The 17,751-nt window shown below is 42.4% G+C and carries 18 protein-coding genes and 1 riboswitch; of the genes, 11 read left to right on the top strand and 7 right to left on the bottom strand.

The features are described 5' to 3' along the window. Positions 1–62: 62 nt before the first annotated feature. Positions 63–503, top strand: a complete 441-nt coding sequence (locus tag FNK51_RS22270) for a Dps family protein (RefSeq protein WP_098369242.1) — start codon at positions 63–65, stop codon at positions 501–503. Between the two features lie 95 nt (positions 504–598). On the opposite strand, the gene FNK51_RS22265 is transcribed toward FNK51_RS22270, so the two are convergent. Further along, a complete protein-coding gene (locus FNK51_RS22265; protein ID WP_370662567.1) occupies positions 599–865 on the bottom strand; it encodes a DUF6154 family protein in 267 nt (88 codons plus the stop codon). 226 nt (positions 866–1,091) lie between these two features. On the opposite strand from FNK51_RS22265, the gene FNK51_RS22260 reads away from it, so the two are divergent. Further along, on the top strand, positions 1,092–1,442 hold the full coding sequence (locus FNK51_RS22260) for a hydrolase (RefSeq protein ID WP_397270710.1): 351 nt from the start codon (positions 1,092–1,094) through the stop codon (positions 1,440–1,442). A 113-nt stretch (positions 1,443–1,555) separates the two neighbouring features. Further along, positions 1,556–2,026, top strand: a complete 471-nt coding sequence (gene ytkD, locus FNK51_RS22255) for an RNA deprotection pyrophosphohydrolase (RefSeq protein WP_141994708.1) — start codon at positions 1,556–1,558, stop codon at positions 2,024–2,026. A gap of 139 nt (positions 2,027–2,165) precedes the next feature. On the opposite strand, the gene FNK51_RS22250 is transcribed toward ytkD, so the two are convergent. The 3 genes from FNK51_RS22250 to FNK51_RS22240 are packed head-to-tail and all read right to left on the bottom strand — an operon-like array spanning position 2,166 to position 4,746. Next, a complete protein-coding gene (locus FNK51_RS22250; RefSeq protein ID WP_260398182.1) occupies positions 2,166–2,957 on the bottom strand; it encodes an ABC transporter permease in 792 nt (263 codons plus the stop codon). After that, entirely contained in the window at positions 2,947–3,717 is a 771-nt protein-coding gene (locus FNK51_RS22245; protein ID WP_141994707.1) for an ABC transporter ATP-binding protein, read from the bottom strand. Before FNK51_RS22245 ends, FNK51_RS22250 begins: the two co-directional genes overlap by 11 nt. Positions 3,718–3,744: 27 nt before the next feature. Beyond that, complete coding sequence (locus FNK51_RS22240) at positions 3,745–4,746, bottom strand: ABC transporter substrate-binding protein (RefSeq protein ID WP_483296137.1); 1,002 nt, start codon at positions 4,744–4,746, stop codon at positions 3,745–3,747. A gap of 135 nt (positions 4,747–4,881) precedes the next feature. Here FNK51_RS22240 and FNK51_RS22235 point away from each other — a divergent pair, with 135 nt between their 5' ends. The 4 genes from FNK51_RS22235 to FNK51_RS22220 all read left to right on the top strand — a co-directional run bounded on the left by FNK51_RS22235 (position 4,882) and on the right by FNK51_RS22220 (position 7,503). After that, positions 4,882–5,673, top strand: coding sequence for an alpha/beta hydrolase family protein (locus FNK51_RS22235; protein WP_260399859.1), 792 nt, complete (start codon positions 4,882–4,884; stop codon positions 5,671–5,673). Positions 5,674–5,711: 38 nt separating this feature from the next. Then, entirely contained in the window at positions 5,712–5,954 is a 243-nt protein-coding gene (locus tag FNK51_RS22230; RefSeq protein ID WP_076370015.1) for a DUF2584 domain-containing protein, read from the top strand. A gap of 272 nt (positions 5,955–6,226) precedes the next feature. Then, complete coding sequence (locus FNK51_RS22225) at positions 6,227–6,691, top strand: 2-thiouracil desulfurase family protein (RefSeq protein WP_141994719.1); 465 nt, start codon at positions 6,227–6,229, stop codon at positions 6,689–6,691. A gap of 41 nt (positions 6,692–6,732) precedes the next feature. Then, positions 6,733–7,503 carry a sulfite exporter TauE/SafE family protein gene (locus FNK51_RS22220; RefSeq protein ID WP_141994706.1) on the top strand — a complete coding sequence of 257 codons (771 nt, stop codon included), beginning with the start codon at positions 6,733–6,735 and terminating at the stop codon, positions 7,501–7,503. Positions 7,504–7,692: 189 nt separating this feature from the next. Here the strand turns inward: FNK51_RS22220 and FNK51_RS22215 are convergent, their stop codons facing one another. Both FNK51_RS22215 and wecB read right to left on the bottom strand, forming a co-directional pair. Continuing rightward, positions 7,693–7,881, bottom strand: coding sequence for a Fe3+ hydroxamate ABC transporter substrate-binding protein (locus FNK51_RS22215; RefSeq protein ID WP_141994705.1), 189 nt, complete (start codon positions 7,879–7,881; stop codon positions 7,693–7,695). Positions 7,882–8,054: 173 nt separating this feature from the next. Further along, positions 8,055–9,197 carry a non-hydrolyzing UDP-N-acetylglucosamine 2-epimerase gene (gene wecB, locus FNK51_RS22210; protein WP_141994704.1) on the bottom strand — a complete coding sequence of 381 codons (1,143 nt, stop codon included), beginning with the start codon at positions 9,195–9,197 and terminating at the stop codon, positions 8,055–8,057. A gap of 190 nt (positions 9,198–9,387) precedes the next feature. On the opposite strand from wecB, the gene FNK51_RS22205 reads away from it, so the two are divergent. From FNK51_RS22205 to FNK51_RS22195, 3 genes are read left to right on the top strand one after another with little or no spacing between them, the layout of a single operon-like run. Next, positions 9,388–10,593 carry a glycosyltransferase family 4 protein gene (locus FNK51_RS22205; RefSeq protein WP_353617957.1) on the top strand — a complete coding sequence of 402 codons (1,206 nt, stop codon included), beginning with the start codon at positions 9,388–9,390 and terminating at the stop codon, positions 10,591–10,593. 23 nt (positions 10,594–10,616) lie between these two features. Further along, positions 10,617–11,933 (top strand): glycosyltransferase, encoded by a 1,317-nt coding sequence (locus FNK51_RS22200; protein ID WP_260399860.1) that lies wholly within the window; start codon positions 10,617–10,619, stop codon positions 11,931–11,933. Positions 11,934–11,974: 41 nt separating this feature from the next. Continuing rightward, positions 11,975–13,276 carry a nucleotide sugar dehydrogenase gene (locus FNK51_RS22195; RefSeq protein ID WP_098369251.1) on the top strand — a complete coding sequence of 434 codons (1,302 nt, stop codon included), beginning with the start codon at positions 11,975–11,977 and terminating at the stop codon, positions 13,274–13,276. A gap of 567 nt (positions 13,277–13,843) precedes the next feature. Here FNK51_RS22195 and pckA read toward each other — a convergent pair. Further along, a complete protein-coding gene (pckA, locus tag FNK51_RS22190; protein WP_098369252.1) occupies positions 13,844–15,430 on the bottom strand; it encodes a phosphoenolpyruvate carboxykinase (ATP) in 1,587 nt (528 codons plus the stop codon). Between the two features lie 430 nt (positions 15,431–15,860). Further along, a riboswitch (SAM riboswitch) is annotated at positions 15,861–16,022 on the top strand. A 163-nt stretch (positions 16,023–16,185) separates the two neighbouring features. On the opposite strand from pckA, the gene metK reads away from it, so the two are divergent. Beyond that, positions 16,186–17,379, top strand: coding sequence for a methionine adenosyltransferase (gene metK, locus FNK51_RS22185; RefSeq protein WP_096340908.1), 1,194 nt, complete (start codon positions 16,186–16,188; stop codon positions 17,377–17,379). Positions 17,380–17,751: the final 372 nt, after the last annotated feature.

The raw sequence follows: 17,751 nt of genomic DNA, 5'->3' as shown, positions 1-17,751 counted from the left end.
TGTTTCAATTTTGGAATAGAGGGAATTATAAAGGTATAACCAACTTACGGAGGTAGATATTTATGGCTCAGAAAAAATTAGGAACTTTAGTGAATAAGGAAATTGCAAACTTCAGTGTTCTTTATACGAAAATTCATAATTACCACTGGTTCGTGAATGGACCGCACTTCTTTGAACTTCACCAAAAATTGGAAGAGTTATATAAAGAAGTGACATCCAACTATGATGAATTGGCTGAAAGGTTATTGGCCATTGGTGAAAAACCGGTTGCCACCCTTAAAGAGTACATGCAATTAACGACGATCGAAGAAGCGACAGGTAATGAAAATACAGAAGATATGGTTCAAAGCGTCATCAGTGATTTTGAGAAGCTTTCCGAAGAGTTCCTGGAAATCATCGCAGTTGCCGAAGAAGAAGATCCGGTTACGGCTGATATGCTGACAGGCATGAAGAAAAGCTTAAACAAACATGCTTGGATGCTGCGAGCGTATTTAGGACATTAAGATATAGGAAAAGCTCTACTTCGGTAGGGCTTTTTTTCTGGTTAAAACAATAAAAAAGGCATCCATCAAAAGAGGGACACCTGACAAGGTATGTATTAATGAATATTCCTTGGCGGAAAATGTGTAGGTTTCGTGTCGTTCAAACTATTTTGAGCGAACTTCCCTTTTAACGTTTCAATAATGTAAAGGCCCATTAAATTGGTCAGTTCTTGATCATCCATCTCTTGAAGCAATTCGAAAATTTCCTTGCGGTCAAGTTGTTCCAGAACCGCAAAAGTAAGCATATCAATATCTTCTTCATCACCAGTCATCTTATCACGATACATATTGTATAATTCTTCAATTAACTTCAAAACTCTCACCTCACATTTATTAGAAATCCGTTATCTCTTTATATGTAGGTTATCAAAAAAACCTCTGGGTGCATATAAAAATCTTAAGGGATGCTTGGGCTTATTATATGTTTTACCCTTTGAAAGATACTTTAATCTATTATTTAACATCTTTGTTCTTCTGTAAACAAAATTTTCCATCGTATGAAGTCGGGAAATACGTGAAAAATAAGCGTAGGATATATGGAAAGGGTGGATGGATGTGTCTGAAAACAGGAAAAAATATTACATTTGGCTTCCAAATGGGCAGATAACACAAGACAGGGAAAGTTCTCCATGGAATTTCGAGATCGAGGCGACCGATAATGAAATCATCAAGTTACGTGAATTATTTGATTATAATTATTCAATAGGCGAAGAAAATTTTTACCGGGCACATGTCCCATACCTTCAATACCATTTTGACCGTGAAAATGATAAACAGGATATCACACTCCAAAAAATTTACGAAATGATTTATGCTCTAGGTACTGATGAAGGAAGACGGCATATAGAAAGCATGGGGATTTTACAGGCAAAACCAACAGACGATGGCCTCGAATATTGAGGGTCCATCGTTTTTTTGATGTGATGCAGATTCTGGCTGGATAGTGTTTTTTTTTACCCATATAATGATAGAAGGGACATAGCATTATTTCTTATATGGAGAGAAGGGGAAAAATGAAACGTTTTCTTGATAAGAACGGATATAAGGTGGAATACTCCGAGGATCCTGTCTTTGGAGAGTCTTGGCATGTTTTTGTGCTAAGCAGATATAAGGGCAGGTGGGTATTGACCAAACACAAAGAGCGGGGATTGGAGTTCCCCGGAGGAAAGCGGGAAGCAGGGGAATCGATTGAAGAAACGGCCATAAGGGAAGTGTATGAAGAAACAGGAGGCTTGGTGGGCCAGCTGCAATTTTTAGGACAATATAAAGTACATGATCCAGTGAAGCCATTCGTTAAATCAATATACTACGCTGTATTGCGTGAAGTAGAGAAGAAACAGAATTACCTGGAAACGGAGGGCCCGATCTTTTTGGAAGCATTGCCGGATGTACTCGGTGAGGAGTTTAGCTTCATCATGAAAGACGAAATTGTACCGTTGAGCTTATCAAGACTGGATGATGCCATTTTGCTGAGAAACGAGTGAATCTGCCGGAACTCACGAGTAAATGTTCGAAACTCACGAGTAAATCGTCGGAATTCACGAGTAAATCGCTGAAACTCAACTAAATTCATGTTTTATCTCAGCATGAATGAAAAACTGCCGAGGGTTATCGGCAGTTTGGTTAGTCTTTGATTAATTTTCGCTCGAGCAGTTCTACTAGTTGATACATGATTGTGGCAAAGACGGCAATGATCATCAAGGCAAGCATTACAAGGGTAAAGTTGAAGACTTGAAAGCCATAAATGATGAGGTAGCCGAGTCCTTTGGCCGAAACAAGGAATTCCCCTACGATGACGCCGACCCAGGAGAGGCCGACATTCACTTTCAATGTCGAGATGATCGTTGGGAAGGAGGCGGGTAATATGGCTTCCCGAAAAGCTTGTGTTCTTGTGGCGCCAAAAGTTTGGAGTACCTTCAGGTAGTTCGGGTCGACTTCGCGAAATGCGGTGTAGACGACGATGGTGGTGATGATGATGGAGATGATCGCCCCCATCGAGATGATGGATGGAAAGCCAGGGCCGAATGCTACAATGATGATTGGGCCGAGTGCCACTTTCGGCATGGCATTTAAAATGACGAGATAGGGGTCAAGTGTTTTGGATAATCTTGGCGACCACCAAAGCAGGGATGCCAGGATCGTTCCAAGCAGTGTCCCTATGATAAAGCCGAGAACGGTCTCGAATAGCGTCACTCCGGAATGGGATAGCAGTGTTCCATCACCTAGTTTCTGTATGAAAAGATGCCATACTTTAGTTGGGGAGCTGAAGATGAGCGGATCTATCACTTCCGTTCGGGATAAAATTTCCCAACTGCTGAAAAAAACGATGAAAATCAGGATCTGATAAAAGCGGATGAGCCTGTTTTCTTTTTTTAATGAGGTTTTATATTGGTTATGAAGCTGTTCAATATTCAAGGCTCTCAAGCTCCTTCCAGATTGTTTGGAATAGCATCGGATAATGTGGATGGTTTCGTGCATGGAAAGGCGTGAGTTCACACAGTTCATCGGGCACCTTGAAGATTTTGTGCACGCTTCCCGGGTTCGCGGAAAACAGATAGATGCGGTCGCTCATTGCAATGGCTTCACCGATATCATGGGTGACGAGCACGGCTGTCTTTCCGAAGGATTTCAGGGTTTCAAAAACAAGGTCTTCCAGCTTCAGCTTCGTTTGGTAATCAAGAGCCGAAAATGGTTCATCAAGCAAAAGGATTTTTGGGTCGACCGCCAGTGTCCGTGCCAGTGCGGCCCTTTGCCTCATTCCTCCCGAGAGTTCGCGCGGATATGATTTTCCGGTGCCTCCCAATCCAACGTCACTTAAAAGTTTCAGCGTTTTTATTCTTTCAAGGCCTTCATCTTTTTTAATCAGTTTCAATCCTAATAATATATTTTCTTCTATCGTCTTCCATGGAAATAGATAATCCTGCTGCAGCATATAGCCGATTGAAAGGTCACTGTTGGCTTTCAGCGGTTTGTTTTCGAGCAGGATCTTTCCTGCAGTGGGCGGAAATAGTCCGGCGATGATGGAAAGCAGGGTGGTTTTTCCGCAGCCGCTCGGACCTAGAAAAGAGACGAATTCACCTTTTTCAATGTCGAGGGAAATGTCCGCTAGTGCGGTCGCTGCCGTCTGATTTGAAAAATAAGTATGGTGAATGTCTTGGATTTTTAAAAAGCTCATCGGACATCCTCCTTACCTTTAGCTATGCTATTTTGTGACTTCTTCAGCAAAATGGGTATTGACCAGCTCATCATGGCTTATACGTGAAGGCAGCTCGCCTGCTTCATCCATTATGTTTTGCAGATTGTTCCATTCTTCTTCATCAAGAATGGGGTCTGTGGCAAAGGATCCTTGTTCTTTGTAGCGGTTGATAACTGTTTCCATCGTCTCGATATTGGTATCTTCAAAATACGGCTGAATGACTTCGGCAATTTCGGCAGCATCATTTTCCTGAACCCAATCCTGTGCTTTCTTCAATGCCCTCGTGAATTTTTCGACAGTCTCTTTGTCTTCTTTCAAATAGCTTTCCTTAGCCATATAAACTGTATAGGGAAGATGCCCGGACTCAGTGCCGAAAGAAGCGACGATATAGCCTTTTCCTTCTTTTTCAAAAACACTGGCCGTTGGTTCGAACAGTTGAACGAAATCGCCGGTTCCGGAAGCGAAGGCAGTTGCGACATTCGCAAAATCAATATTCTGGATGAGGTTCAAATCTTTTTTCGGGTCTATGTTATGTTTTTTCAATACGAACTCGCCGGCCATTTGTGGCATTCCGCCTTTTCGCTGGCCTAGGAATGTAGAGTTTTTCAGCATATCCCAATTGAAGTTGTCAATTTTTTCACGTGAAACAAGAAACGTTCCATCCGTCTGTGTTAATTGAGCGAAGTTGATGACAGGGTCTTTCGAATCTTGTGCCTGAACGTAAATCGATGTTTCAGAGCCGACGAGAGCAATATCCGCACCATTGGACAGAAGCGCGGTCATCGTCTTGTCTCCGCCTGCCGTCGTTTTCAAATCAATGCTTAGACCCTCATCTTTAAAAAATCCCTTTTCAATCGCTACATATTGCGGTGTATAGAAAAGGGAGTGGGTCACTTCGGCAACCCTGACCTTCGTTGTTTCCTTTTCCTTGTTGCCGCATGCTCCAAGCGGGATCACCAGCATGCACAGAAGTAAAAACACGACACCTGCTTTACACCATTTTTTCAAAAGTCCTTCCTCCTTGATATATAGGTATTTTGCCTACATTATCGTATGAACGGAAGAAAAAAATGTGAATGCCTCTCAGGGGATAAAAACAAGCGGATGTTTTACAATAAGAATAAAGAGAAAGGAGAGTGGAAATTGGAGAACGGAACGATTATTTCAAAACGGCGGTTTCCATCACCGCATCCACGAATCCATCTTTATTCAGTCACATACATATCACAAGGCCTGAAGGTAAAGGGGCTTCTAGCTGAACCGGTTGATGGCGAAATACATGACGCTTTCTTATATTTACGCGGCGGGATAAAAAATGTCGGCAAGGTGAGGCCTGCAAGGATCGTGCAGTATGCTGTAGAAGGCTTCATCGTTTTTGCTCCTTTTTACCGTGGTAATCAAGGAGGGGAGGGAGATGAGGATTTTGGAGGCGAAGATAGATTCGATGCGATATCAGGATTCAATCTTCTTGAACAGCACCCCCGGGTGAACAAGGATCACATTCATATCCTCGGATTTTCCCGTGGCGGCATCATGGCGCTTTGGACTGGGATATACTGCAGGAATGCAGCGTCGATCGTCACATGGGGAGGTGTGTCGGATATGTTTTTAACATATGTTGAACGTGTCGATATGCGTCGGATGATGAAGCGGGTCATTGGCGGAACACCTAAAAAATGCCCCGAGCAGTATGAATACCGTACGCCATTGTTTGCAATTGAAGATTTGAATGTACCCGTTCTGATCATTCATGGTGAAAAAGATGACAATGTCGCCATTGAACACGCGTACCGTTTGGAAAAAAGGTTGAAAATGCACGACAAAGAGGTCGAAAGCTGGTATTTCCCTCAATTCACGCATTACTTCCCACCCGCCGTGAACAGAAAAGTAGTCGAAGATTTAACATCTTGGATGAAAAGTAAAACCGAAAAATGATAGAATGAAGTATATATTGGCAAGAGGAGGAGATACACATGGGCATGCCTATGGAGCTAAATACCATGATCGTTACAAAAGGGAACGAAACCCGTGAAGAAGAAAACATTTTTCGGCTGTCGAAAGATGGTTACAGGTTATACCCTATCGATATTCCAATCGATGTCCGCAAGACGATTCAATCTGACTCAAGCGGAACAGCCGTTATCCAAAAAATTGAATGGACAAGTGAAAAGACCATCATTACGTACCAACTACTATCACTGAACTCAACTAACTAAATAGACAAGCGCTTGCCGGGAATCGTCTCGCAGCAAGCGCTTTTTTTGATTGTGTTGCATAATTCGACCTGTGCGCCAATAATAGCACCAACGCTCCAATAATCCGACATGTGCCCAACGAAATCGGCCGTAAACTCCCATAATTCGACTTACACGCCAATATTCCAACCGACATCTTATCAGCGCGAAATCCCTTGTGGATTCAATCTTCGAAATGATTGTCATTAAAAGAATGGTAAAATGGTGTAAAGCGCATGAGGTTGGGTGATTTGATGATTTTGGTGAGTTCTTGTTTAGCGGGCCTTGAGGTAAGATACAATGGTACACACAGCTTGGATGATAGAATTATGGAATTAGTGAAGGAGAAAAAGGCGATAGCGGTTTGTCCAGAGTTGCTTGGCGGTTTTTCGACACCGAGGGATCCTGCGGAGATAGTTGGCGGTGAAGGTGGGGATGTCCTTGATGGAAAAGCGAAGATCATCGAAAAGTCGGGCAGGGATGTAACGGATCTGTACATAAAGGGAGCGAATCTTACATTATTGAAAGCCCAGGAGGTAGGGGCGACGCTAGTCGTTTTGAAAGAAAATAGTCCATCCTGTGGAAGTGCCACGATTTATAATGGGGAATTCAAGGGGGAGAAGAAGGTCGGGAATGGAGTGACCGCGGCTTTGCTTAGGCGGCATGGATTCACGGTCATTTCAGAGGAAAGGTTATACGATTATCTGGATGAAAAATGAGTAAGGCATTATAGATAGTGCTTTTGAAAGAAGGGGTATACATGGAGGATATCAATCTCTATACTTTGCTATTTTTAATACTTGCGGGTTTTATTGCCGCATTCATCGATTCCGTTGTGGGCGGGGGCGGATTAATTTCCATTCCGGCTTTATTGTTCACGGGGATTTCGCCTTCAGCGGCACTTGCCACTAACAAGCTGGCGGGTACAATGGGATCTTTAACGAGTACGATTTCATTCATTCGGGCTGGAAAAGTGGATTTCAAATTCGTCATCAAGCTGTTTCCGATTACTGTGATTGGAGCGGCGTTAGGAGCATACGTTGTACATTTCGTTTCCGCAGAGATACTGAAGCCCCTCATTTTGATTTTGCTGGTCATTGTCGCGATTTATACGTTGGTAAAAAAGGATTGGGGTAAAGATGCAAAGTATAAAGGGCTGAAAAGGAAGAAAATGATTCTTTTGATAGTCATAATATTTGCGATTGGCTTTTATGATGGTTTTCTTGGACCAGGCACAGGTTCCTTTTTATTATTTTCATTTTTGATTATCGGGTTTGATTTTGTCCAGGCTGCCGGGAATGCAAGAATATTGAATTTCGGGAGCAATATTGCCGCACTTATCATTTTCTTATCTATGGGGACCGTCAATTTTGCCTATGGAATTCCGATGGGTCTGGCAATGGTCGCAGGAGCATTGGTAGGAACGAACTTCGCAATTAAGAAAGGTGCTTCCTATGTGCGGATATTATTCATTTGCGTCACGATTTTATTGATTGGAAAAAATGTCCTTAATTATTTTCATGTGTTATGATGGATGGTTTCCGCGAATGATTCCTATTAAAAATGGCCGGAGATACTAAGCGTATTTGTGGCCATTTTTACATTCATTTTGTGAAATTCAAGTCTGAGTGAAAACCAAATTGATCCTTGACCTTACCATACTTAGCTAGGTGGGGAACTTGATTTTTCATACTAATCCTCCTGTTTCGTGTCATGACTATCAATTCGGCAGGGAGATTTTATCCTCCTTATCAAAACAAACTTCGCAGATGAAGCTTCCTTCATTTTTTAAATATGCCTTTATTTCAGTCATCCCTTTACGCTTCGGATAACGCATTTTCACAAGAACGACTTCATCCCCCTTAATTTCTTTACCACATTTAACACACTTGGGATCTTCCCCGAACATCTAAACACCTCCCAGCAATTTAAAGTTATTGATCTACCCAAACTATCACATAGGTATCTAACATTTTCATATTCAAATTAGGATTAGTTTTGTACTCATTGTTTTAATCTGGCTGAATAGAAAAAGCCTGCCGCTTACGTGACAGGCTTTTCTCATTATTCTCTTGTGCTTTTTCATAAAGGAAGGGGGGATTTCATTCCGCAATGCTTTAACAGGATTTCGACAATCCGCTGTGAAGCGAATCCATCTCCATATGGGTTGGAAGCTGTCGCCATTTTTCTATAGGCCTCTTCGCTTGTAAGCAGGTTATTGGTCAATTGATAAATTCGTTCTTCTTCAATCCCTGCCAATAAGAGAGTGCCAGCGTCGATTCCTTCCGGACGTTCTGTCGTATCGCGCAGCACGAGAACGGGAACGCCTAGTGATGGGGCTTCTTCCTGCACACCTCCGGAATCTGTCAGGATAAGATGTGATCGCGCCGCAAAATTATGGAAATCAATCACCTCTAAAGGTTCTATTATATGCAGCCTATCATTATCGTTGAAAACCTCATGAGCGATTTCACGAACGACTGGGTTTTTATGAATGGGGAAAACAACTTGGATATCCCCGTGTTCATCAAGAAGCCGTTTCACGGAACGGAATATTCCTTCCATTGGTTTTCCGATATTTTCACGGCGGTGTACGGTCATTAATAGCATTTTATCACCATTCAACCCGGAGAGAATCGGATGCATGTAGTCTTTTTGTATCGTTGTTTTCAAGGCATCGATGACAGTGTTGCCGGTAATATGGATATAATCATTGTTTTTGTTTTCCGCTAGGAGATTTTCAGCAGCCTTCTTGGTAGGCGCAAAGTGCAAGTCAGCCAAGACTCCGGTCAACTGTCGATTCATTTCTTCAGGGAACGGTGATTGCTTATTCCAAGTACGGAGACCAGCTTCAACGTGACCAATCTGTATCTTATTATAGAAGGCGGCCAAGCTTGCGATGAAAGTTGTCGTTGTATCCCCATGAACGAGGACGATATCCGGTTTTATATCTTTCATGAGCGAACTCAATTTTTCAAGCCCTCGAGTTGTAATCTCTTCTAATGTTTGTCTATCCTTCATCATATCCAAATCGTGATCTGGCTTTATTTGAAAACATTGCAAGACTTGGTCGAGCATTTCCCTATGCTGGGCGGTGACCACCACGATGGTTTCTATTTCTTCTTGATGCTTTTTCAGTTCCAAAACGACTGGTGCCATTTTGATAGCCTCTGGTCTTGTACCAAATACGGTCATGACCTTTAAACGTTGTTTAGGCATGCTCATTTCCTCCTCTTCTGAATGTCTCCCCCATTATAACGGGAAGTTCATGGGAAATATAAAAACGAAACAATAATTTACAGAATTTTTACAATATTAATGAGGACTTTATATTTCTTTAACCTTCAGTTAATATCTGGCATTTACAATATAAAGCAGGAAGTAAAGCAAAGCAGAATAGAGGTGATAGGCGAATATGAAAAGCGTCCTGATGATCGTGCAAAACTTTTATCCGGAAATCGGAAGTGCGGGAAATAGAATGAAAAATATATATCTCCATTTGAAAAGAAACGGATTTGAAGTAACGGTCATCACATTGAAGCCGAGTTATCCTAATCAAAGTTTATATCAAGATACAAAGTTTTGGGATGAAGACAGCATTGAAGAAGATGTCATCAGGATTAAACCGGACAAAGTGAAGAGGTATACAAGCAATATGGGGAAGCGGTTGCTTCATTATCTTGAAGCGATGTGGCTTTTCATTTATACAATCATCCGTCTCGAAAAAAAATATGATTATGTGTTTGCCACGACCCCGCCGATCTTCCCGACATTTGCGGCGTTGATCGCCAAGAAAAAGATGAAGGCGAAACTCATTACCGATGTCAGGGATTTATGGCCGGAATCGTTGATAGGAGTAGGCGTATTTAATAATAAGTGGGTTTTGAAAATCGCCTACTTCCTGGAAAGGAAGCTATATCGGCATTCAGATTATATTATCATCAATAGTCCTGGTTTCAGGGATTATATCGTTGCAAAGGGAGTCAAGGAAGAGGCCATCCAATTCATCCCCAATTCGCTTACAGCGGATGAGCTGACGTTAAAGAATTTGCTTACACCCGTATCGGAAAAGGTAATCAAGGTCGTTTATGCGGGGAATATCGGACTGGCTCAGGACTTGAAAAAACTGATTGCCGTAGCTGAAAAGCTAAGGGAACATAAACAAATCGAGTTCTCGATGATTGGATATGGATATCGGATATCCGAAGTGGAGAAGGAGATAAGCTCTAGAGGGCTGACTAATATTAAAATGATTAATGCGATGAATCGAAGAGTGACTCTTCATGAAGTTTCAACGTCCCATATTGCCTATGTGAGCTTGGTTGAAAAAGAAGTCTTCAATAAGGTTCTGCCTGGTAAAATCATCGATTATATGTGTGTCGGAAAACCGATTGTCGGTGATGTGGACGGCAGGGCCAAGAAGATGCTCAAAGAGGCGAAATGCGGGTTGGTGGCAGAGAGCAGGAATGTTGATGAAATCTGTCAGCATATCTTGACCATGGCCTCAGATTCAGCCCTTCGTGAAGAACTGGGGGAAAACGGTCATCGGTATGCTAAACAACATTTTCAATGGTCTAAAAATATTAAAGGTCTCATCAATGTGATGGAGGCGTCAGGCTGAAAAATCCGGAAGTGGAGGACAACATGGCGAAGAAAGTATGTATGTTCGTGTGGAATCACTTTACAAACGATGCGAGGGTCCTAAGAGAGTGCACAGCACTTACTGAAGCGGGTTATGAAGTCGATTTAATTGCCATTCATAACTGGAAGATCAAGGATTTGCCCAAAAAGGAGAAACACCAAAATGGTTTCTCCGTCACTAGGGTGAATAACCGCTGGGAGGCTCTTCATAGGATTCTCAGGATCGTAGGCAAATTGAAGAAAAAGAAATTTGAAATCGTTCTATTGGCCTTATTGGTCTGGAATACGTTGTGGAACTTGAACTTGATCAACGGCTGGCTGGGATCGGGAATACTGTTCGGTTCCCTTGCACTCCTTGCGATGGGCACCATGATCATCACTAAAACGAAGCTGCCGACCCTATTAACAAGGAGCTATATTTTTGGTCAAATGATCTATCATGGCCGGAAAAGGAAATATGATTTTTATCATTCGAATGACTTGAATACTCTAATGCAGGGAGCGATCAGCAGTAAATGGTTGAGAAGAAAAAAGCTGATTTATGACTCGCATGAGGTACAAACGAGCAGAACGGGATATAATAGCCGAATTTACGGGATGATGGAGAAATTCCTATTAATGTTCGTCGATGAAATGATTGCCGAAAACCATACGAGAGCTAAGTATAACGAAGACTTATATGGTCTGTATCCCAAGGTGGTCCATAACTACCCGATTCCAACCAATCCTGAGGAAAGTACGGCAGTGAATTTGCATGAGCTGCTCGATTTGCCAGAGAATGAACCGATATTGTTATACCAAGGCGGCGTGCAAATGGGAAGAGGGCTAGAGCAATTGGTTGATGCTGTACCGATGATCGAAGGCGGGACGGTAGTTTTTATCGGGGATGGAAGGATCAAGGACGAATTAATGAAAAAAGTAAGCGACATGAATCTGGAGCATCGTGTGAAGTTTCTGCCGAAGGTTCCGGTCGACGAGCTGCTCCATTATACAAAAAATGCGTATTTAGGTTTTCAGATATTGAATAATGTCTGCTTTAATCACTACTCCGCATCTTCAAATAAATTGTTTGAATACATGATGAGCGGTGTGCCTGTGGTTGCCTGCAGCTTTCCTGAAATTCAAAAGGTTGTCGATACGGAAAAAATCGGTGTGTGTGTCGATTCACATGATCCAAAATCAATTGCCGAAGGCGTCAATTACTTATTGAAACATCCTGAAAAAAGGGCGGAAATGAGCAATAACTGCCTGAAGGCACGACAAAAATACAATTGGAAACAAGAGAAGGAAATCTTTATCGAAATCTATCAAACAGCCTAACAAATGTGAGTGTAGCAGAAAAATAGATAGGAGTGGTTTATATGAAACTTTGTACAATCGGACTTGGTTATATAGGACTTCCGACTTCTTTAATGTTTGCGAAACACGGTGTCGATGTTGTCGGCGTGGATATCCATCCTGAGATTATTTCCAATTTGAATAGCGGCAGGCTCCATATTGAAGAACCAGGTTTGGAAGAGGTATTGCAAGAAGTGCTTATTTCCAATAAGTTCCGAGCTGCGTTAAGCCCGGAACATGCGGATGTTTTCATTATCGCGGTGCCTACACCAAATAAAAAGGACATACACCAATCTTGTGATTTAACTCATGTCATGGATGCAACCTCCAACATTCTTCCTTTTATCAAAAAAGGGAATGTCATCATTATCGAATCGACGATTGCACCGAGAAGCATGGATGATCATATTAAACCGATGATCGAGAGGACGGGCCTTACAATCGGAAAAGACATTTTCCTCGTTCATTGCCCGGAACGTGTTTTACCTGGAAGGATTCTTGAAGAGTTGGTTCATAATAACCGTATCGTCGGGGGCATCACGGAAACATGCTCATATAAAGGAAGTCTTGTTTATAAAACCTTCGTTCAAGGGGAGATCATTCAGACGGATGCGAAAACGGCTGAAATGTCCAAACTGATGGAAAACACCTTCAGGGATGTCAATATCGCCCTTGCGAATGAGCTGACGAAAATCTGTTTCGAGCTGGACATCAATGTTTTGGATGTCATATCGATGGCAAACAAACACCCTCGTGTCAATATACACCAACCTGGGCCAGGCGTTGGCGGCCATTGTTTAGCGGTCGATCCATATTTTGTCGTTGCAAAGGCACCAGAGTATGCGAGAATCATTAAATTGGCCCGTGATACGAACGTATCGATGCCTTATTACATCGTTAATTCCGTAAGGATGATGCTAGAGGGGATCCGGAAGCCAAAAGTAGCTGTTTTCGGTCTTGCGTACAAGGGAAATGTAGATGATATTCGTGAAAGTCCCGCCATTGATGTCGTCAATATCTTGATGGGGATGGACAACATGGATGTAGCCTTGCATGACCCTCATGTCCAATCCGGAAAGATGCCAGTCGTATCTGTGGAAGACGCTGTAAATGATGCCGACTTGATACTTGTCCTGACTGACCATGATGAATTTAAACAGATGGATTATGATAAGCTATCGAATCTCATGAGCAATAAATTGATATTGGATACACGCAATTGCATTGATGCAACTAAAACAGATGTCCCGGTGGCCAACCTGGGCAATATATATCAATACAAAACGATGTCCATGAAAAAAGCCAGGAATAAAGCGATCATCTAAAAACTTGGACAAACATCGTTAATGGAATAAGGATAAAGGGGGCGCTGACTATGACAGTGCCCTTTTTCCAATGAAGAAAAGGACCATGCAAGAGCTTGGTCCTTTCAAACTGTAGAAACGTGCCAGTTGGTTTCAGAATTCAGCTTCCTTTCCGCCGAGACTGTCCGTCTGCCAAGCCTCTCGCAGCGGGCATCTGGCGGGGTCTCGGCAAGCCCGTTATTAGACCGCAGACGCCATCTTTCGCCATATACGGCATTAATCGACCGCAGATGCCGTCTTTCGTCATATACGGCATTAATCGACCGCAGATGCCGTCTTTCGCCATATACGGCATAATCGACCGCAGACGCCGTCTTTTCGCCATATACGGCATTAATCGACCGCAGATGCCGTTTTACGCCCTGACCAGCACTATATTCGACCGTGTACGCCATTTTTCGCCCTACTTGGCTTAAAACCATGAAGAAAAACATACTCTTGTTTTAAAATCAATATTCGGGAAGAGACATTTCTTGTCGACAAACAGAAAGGACCAAGCAAGAGCTTGGTCCTTTTGTGTAAAATTTATTAAGCTGTCGGTCCGCCAAGTTCCTCGATTTCACTTGGAACGCTTTTGAATTTCTTGAAGTTTGCACGGAATTGAGCGGCAAGGTCTGTTGCTGCTTCTTTATAAGCTGCAGGATCTGCCCAAGTCTTGATTGGTTGAAGCACTTCATCAGGAACACCAGGAACATGAAGCGGGATATCCAAACCGAAGATATCATCTTTGATCGTTTCGATGTTCGCTAATTCACCTTCAAGTGCAGCTTGTACCATTGCACGAGTGTAAGCAAGTTTCATACGGCTTCCAGTTCCGTATGCACCGCCAGTCCATCCAGTGTTGACAAGGTATACCTTTGCATTGTGCTCGTCAATTTTATCACCAAGCATCTCAGCATAGCGTGTAGCTGGAAGCGGTAAGAATGGTGAACCGAAGCAAGTGGAGAATGTAGCTTCCGGTGAAGTTACGCCTCTTTCAGTACCAGCCAATTTACTAGTGTATCCGCTTAGGAAGTGGAACATTGCCTGTTCTTTGGAAAGCTTGCTGATTGGAGGCAGAACGCCTGAAGCATCAGCTGTCAAGAAAATGATTGTATTTGGGTGTCCTGCAATACTTGGGTTCACGATGTTATCGATCGCTTGCATTTGGTAAGCAGCACGAGTGTTTTCAGTCAATGAACTGTCATCATAGTTCGCTTCACGTGTATCCGGATCAACAACAACATTTTCCAGTACGGCACCGAAACGGATCGCATCGAAAATTTGTGGTTCTTTTTCACGTGAAAGGTTGATCGTTTTAGCATAGCAGCCGCCTTCGATATTGAATACGCCGTTAGAAGACCAGCCGTGCTCGTCATCGCCAATCAGTTTACGGCTAGTGTCTGCAGACAAAGTCGTTTTGCCTGTACCGGACAGTCCGAAGAATAAAGCGACGTCCCCTTCACGTCCTACGTTAGCAGAGCAATGCATTGGAAGGATTCCAGCCTCTGGAAGTAAGTAGTTCATGATCGAGAAGATCGATTTTTTCATTTCTCCTGCATATTCCGTTCCGCCGATCAGGATGGTACGGCGTTCAAATGAAACGATGATGAAAGTTTCGGATGCAGTTCCATCAACTTCCGGGTCTGCTTTGAAGTTAGGTGCAGAAAGGATTGTGAATTCAGCTTCGTGACCTCTCAGTTCCTCTTCGTTTGGACGGATGAACAACGTATGGGCGAAAAGGTTATGCCAAGCATATTCATTAATAACACGGATAGGAAGACGTGATGATTCGTCTGCACCAGCGAAACCTTTAAAAACAAAAATCTCTTCTTTTGCTTTTAGGTAGTCAACTACTTTATTATATAGTTTATTGAACACATCTTCGGAAATTGGCTGGTTCACTGAACCCCAATCGATTTTATCTTTAACTGATGCTTCTTCAACGATATATTTATCTTTAGGTGAACGACCTGTATATTTGCCAGTTTCAGCTTTTACCGCACCGGTTGAAGTTAGAACGCCTTCATTTCTGCTTAATACTTTTTCGACCAATTGAGGAACTGAAAGTTGAGTTTGCACATTGTTTCCTGTTAATAATTGGTGTAACTCATTAGAAACGTCTACAGAATTCATATATGAGATACCTTCCTTTGTTTAAGTTTTTAGATTACAATTAGTATAACACATTCATCTAATTAGTCTATACTATTTCTTTTAATTTGTGATTATTTTCAGTTGGTTGCGTTAATCATTTTAATCCGGCAGGAACCGATTCAGGATAATCGCATAAACTTTCATGAAGAAAATTTTATTTTAATAGGAAGTAAGTAAGCAATATATGTCTAAAGGGAAAGTCAGGATGTCGTTTCTTTTCGGATGCTCTTTACATTATTATTAATGGCAATTTACAACATTTCTATTCGTATTTTGCATTGTAAACCCTTCTAGGACGTTGTATCAACATGTTTTTTCAAATGAACGCCATTCTGGGTGGAAATGTTCTTTTTAGAAAAGCATTGACAAGTTCCAGCCAGATACGATAATATCTTAAATTGTACGGATTCTCTTATCCCGAGTTGGTGGAGGGACAGGCCCTTTGAAACCCAGCAACCTGCCATATTGAACTTGACTCCAAGATCGATCGCCGAAAATAAAGCGAAGGTCTTCAAGGAATAGTGGTGATGGTGCTAACCTGAGCAAGGTAAAAACCCTTGAACGATAAGAGTGAAAGGATAGAAGACAGAATGTTAAACCTTTCCTCATTTGCCAGGGAAGGTTTTTGTGTTTTTTATAAGTAATTCTGTGTCTATAGTTGAAACTAATGAGGGAAACGAGTTCCGTAAAAATCAGGCTTTTGCCTGCAACATACTAACTTCCAAGGAGGAAATATGATGTCAAAGAAACGTCTATTTACTTCTGAATCTGTTACAGAGGGCCATCCGGACAAAATTTGTGACCAGATTTCAGATTCCATTTTAGATGCTATCCTAGCTAAGGATGCAAATGCACGTGTTGCGTGTGAAACTAGCGTAACTACAGGTCTTGTACTTGTTGCTGGTGAAATTACAACGTCCGCTTACGTGGATATTCCGCGTATCGTTCGTGATACGATTAAAGGAATTGGCTATACACGTGCGAAATACGGTTTCGATGCTGAAACTTGTGCCGTGTTAAGTTCCATTGATGAGCAGTCTGCCGATATCGCAGCTGGTGTCGATAAAGCATTGGAAGCTCGTGAAGGAAACATGTCAGAGGAAGAAATCGATGCAATCGGTGCAGGGGACCAAGGTCTTATGTTCGGATTTGCTTGTAATGAAACAGAAGAGCTTATGCCGCTTCCGATTTCATTGGCACATAAACTTTCATTCCGCTTAGCACAAGTTCGTAAAGATGAAACTCTTGCTTACTTACGCCCTGATGGTAAAACACAGGTAACTGTGGAATATGATGAAAATAACGTTCCTGTACGTGTAGATACGATCGTTATCTCTACACAACATGATGCAGAAATTACGCTTGAACAAATTCAAGCCGATTTAAAAGAACATGTAATCAAAGCAGTCGTTCCAGCTGAATTGATCGATGCCGATACTAAGTACTTCATCAACCCGACTGGCCGTTTCGTAATTGGCGGACCTCAAGGAGATGCTGGTCTTACTGGACGTAAAATCATCGTTGATACTTACGGCGGATACGCTCGTCACGGCGGCGGTGCATTCTCTGGTAAGGATGCTACTAAAGTTGACCGTTCTGCTGCATACGCTGCTCGTTACGTTGCGAAAAACATCGTGGCAGCCGGCCTTGCCGACAAAGCTGAAGTTCAATTGGCATACGCAATTGGTGTGGCAGAGCCAGTATCTATCTCAATTGATACGTTCGGAACTGGTACAGTTAGCGAAGAAGTCCTTGTTGACCTAGTTCGCGCTAACTTCGACCTTCGTCCAGCAGGTATCATCAAAATGCTTGACCTTCGTCGCCCGATCTACAAACAAACAGCTGCCTACGGACACTTTGGCCGTACAGATGTAGATCTTCCATGGGAACGCACGGACAAAGCAGAAACATTAAAAGCACAAGCGTAATCCATATAAAAAAGGTGTCCCGCAATTAGCGGGGCACCTTTTTTATGGATTGATTTTGCCTTCACCGGGAATAATTCAAGAAATCCCAAAGAAATTCAATTTACGTGCAATACGCCGTGAGTAAGGGGCATTTACAAGTTTGTTTTGGTCAACTACGAGTGAGTTAGAGCGGTTTACTCGTGAATTAGAGTAGTTTACTCGTGAGTTTTGTAGCTTTACTCGTGAATTAGAGCAGTTTACTCGTGAGTTAGAGCGTTTACTCGTGAGTTAGAGCGGTTTACTCGTGAATTAGAGCGGTTTACTCGTGAGTTAGAGCGTTTACTCGTGAGTTAGAGCGGTTTACTCGTGAGTTTGTAGCAATTACTCGTGAAT

It is taken from the genome of Bacillus sp. B4EP4a (genome assembly GCF_006680105.1).
Taxonomy (GTDB): Bacteria; Bacillota; Bacilli; order Bacillales; family DSM-1321; genus Peribacillus; species Peribacillus simplex_E.
This window is presented reverse-complemented; position numbering and strand designations above follow the sequence as displayed.